Below are 3059 nucleotides of genomic sequence, written 5' to 3' on the forward strand. Positions count from 1 at the left end.
GGAAACAACCTTTTATCCATCTAAATACCATATTTATCGCCTCCAATATAATATTGCATCTTTTCCATTATTTGGCAAAACCTTTGTTAACAGTGCCTAGCATACAGGGTGCCATTGAATTAGAGCCTAAATTAGCATTTCAGTTAGCTATTGATTTTTTTAAAAATCCAGAAGAAGTCTTATTATCCGAATTAAGAAATTTAATTAAAGATAAACAGATTGCATATGAAGCAAATCTAGATTTGCAAACTGCTATTAAAAAGAATGAGGTGTCGTTATTAATTAGAGCTCTTGAAATTTTATCTATGACAGATAAAGAGAGGAAAGATATGGTTGCAATGGAAGATATGTTTTAAGTAGGTATTTTGCAGATCGAAGAAGCGATGCGCTATGTTGAGGAGTTAACTAGTACTTATACAATCGATAAGAATGATCTTAAAGATATACTAGAAGGCTATAAAAAAAATAACTATGAGTATGTTTATCCAATTATAGGAAATGCATTAAAAGTTGCAAATAGTGATACGACAGATGCCATAATCCAGCATTTTAGTAAAGAAGGAGTTCTTGAAGAGATCTCATCCTATATATGTGAATTACTCACAACAAATTATCCAAGGCACCTTCTTATAGAAGGGCTCGCTAAAGATAAGGAGAATATATTAATTAGTAGTTTACTATCTGATATTAAAAAAGGGAAAAAATTAACAATAGAAGAGCAGCATAGAATTTATGGAATATTATCTGCAAGTGATGTATTTTCCGCAATATGCATGTGTGGTGGTCTTGAAACTTTACCAGAGGGTCTTATAGGCTGTCAGGATAAAATTAGGTTGGTGGTTGGAAATACATTTAATTTACTTGAGCACATTAACAACGTTGGGCAAAATAATAAATGGTTGCATAATATTCCGGAAAAGAAGATGGCTGCTGTTTTTGCCAAGATTGTACCAGAGCTTTTAAAAGATAAAGAAGGCAAATTTCAGATTTTGTTGGATATTATGGGATATTCAAAAATTGATAGAAACGGTATAGTATATTTTTCTATTCCAGAAGCAATAGCAGATCTGGAAAAGGAGAGGGGGGCAGGGTACGTGATGCATGAATTAGTAAATGCATTTCTTCATCCAGATGCTACAAAGGAACTGATTAATAGCGGTTATCTTGAGCTTACATCATTATATCAATCTATAATATCAACTATAATGGAGGATGAAGAAGAATATAAAAAAGATGCTGATAATCCTCATAAAGCAATTCAAGAAATAATTATAAAATCACTTAATTATCTTTTGTTGGGAGATAAAAAATTCCTTATAAACTATATAGAGGGATTATCTACAAACGAAGCAAAAAGAAGGGAAGGTGGTGTAGTAGATTCGCAAGGATTTATGCCAAAGATGCTCAATCATGTTGATCCGCGTATTGGAGCGTTATATAAAACTGCGCAAGATTTTGGCCTACCTACGGTAGGCGCTAATATAGTTAGTAGAATGCTCTCTGACTTTAGAGAGCGATTTTATTCTGAAGAAAAATTGGGCGAAAACCATGCAAGAGAGGTTCTGGGTAAAGAATCTGATAGAGATGGTATGCATTTATATTTATTACTAAAGAATACTAATCTTCATGCATATAATCTAAGTAATCTGGATTTTTCAAAACTTAACATAACAGGAGTTAATTTTTCTAGAGCAAATTTAACTTTTGCAAAATTTGATGGTTCGATACTTATTGATACAAATTTTAATAATGCAAGGTTGGATTGCGCAAGTTTTAGGGGAGCAGTGATAAATGGGTTAACGTTGAGGTTTATACTTGAACATATTAGAAATGGGGATACGCTTGATTTAAGGGGTGTGATATTTATTGGGAACCTTAAGGGGTTTGATTTAAGTGGCCTAGATTTATCAGGTGCTGATTTTTCTAATGCAAATACTGATGGGCTTATATTAACTAATGCAAATCTTGATAATGCTAAATTTGAGGCTCTTGAAGGGTTGGTAGGTATAAGGGGATGGCAATTGAAAAATGCATTAGTAGTAAATGGAGTTTCTGATCAGTATTTAGATAGTAGTGCATTAATACGCGATATATCCTATTTTATTCATACTAATTTATTAATGGAAAAAGGTGATATAGCAAAATCCTTAAACGCTTCTTTTATGAATATGCCTAATGAGTTGCAAAAAGCCGTTAATGACTTATTTAATGAGAGATATGAGCAGGTGGAAATTGGACCAATTAAGCTCAGACAAGAATATACACCTGACTCTCAGAAGTTTTTCACAGATTCATGTATGATGAGCATACAATCTGGAAAAGATCTTAACTTTTGTATGAAATATTTAGCTATGAGGTCGTGCATGCTAAATATTATGAAAGAACAAAATGTTTCGCTTTCAGATGCTGAGGTGACAAAAGTGTTTGCTGAACTAAAAAATGGGCTCAGTGAAAATTGCGGAATGATATTAGGAAAGGATGGTGCTATAGACCTATCAGAGCGTTATGTGCAAATTGCACAAGAGATTGTTTCTTCTATTTCGCAGATACGGGGTGGGAGGGTGCTAAGGTTTGTATTTGGAAATGATGATAGTGCCATTACTAATATTGTAAGAAATAAATTAGGTAATGATGCTTCATGGGCTGAAAAAGAGGTGAGTCGAGATCAAAATAATAATACGCGTAGTGGTGCGGCCTTATAATTTCGCTATAATTCTATGTTGCAAAAAAAGAAAAGCAAAAAATCAATTAATAATTGATAATAATAGTCATGTGTGTATTAAGCGAAAATGTCATGCTAAAGAGGCTTTGAACTATATATAGTAAAAGCAGTTGAATTACGATCAACTAAAAAATGTATTAATTGCCTGATGCAACACATTACAACGCTCAATTTGTTGTTTAATCCATCTCTTAGCCCAGAATTTCTCAATAGGGTTCATATCTGGTGAATATGAAAAATATTAGTTTACAGCCAACAGATTCAATTAATGCTCTTGTCTTCTGAGATTTATGGAAACTAGCATTATCCATCACCACAAATTGGCCGGGGGTTAACT

2 protein-coding genes and 1 pseudogene are annotated in these 3059 nt (G+C 33.0%); 2 read left to right on the forward strand and 1 reads right to left on the reverse strand.

Annotated features, from left to right (window positions below):
* The coding region (locus tag Cyrtocomes_RS05740) for a hypothetical protein (RefSeq protein ID WP_322498233.1) at window positions 1–356 on the forward strand (356 nt) is incomplete at its 5' end.
* Window positions 357–365: 9 nt separating this feature from the next.
* Window positions 366–2702 carry a pentapeptide repeat-containing protein gene (locus Cyrtocomes_RS05745; protein ID WP_322498234.1) on the forward strand — a complete coding sequence of 779 codons (2337 nt, stop codon included), beginning with the start codon at window positions 366–368 and terminating at the stop codon, window positions 2700–2702.
* Between the two features lie 216 nt (window positions 2703–2918).
* Here the strand turns inward: Cyrtocomes_RS05745 and Cyrtocomes_RS05750 are convergent.
* Window positions 2919–3059: pseudogene (locus Cyrtocomes_RS05750) on the reverse strand (transposase); the annotation flags it as partial.

This window comes from Candidatus Cyrtobacter comes (genome assembly GCF_034470605.1).
GTDB classification, from domain to species: Bacteria; Pseudomonadota; Alphaproteobacteria; order Rickettsiales; family Midichloriaceae; genus Cyrtobacter; species Cyrtobacter comes.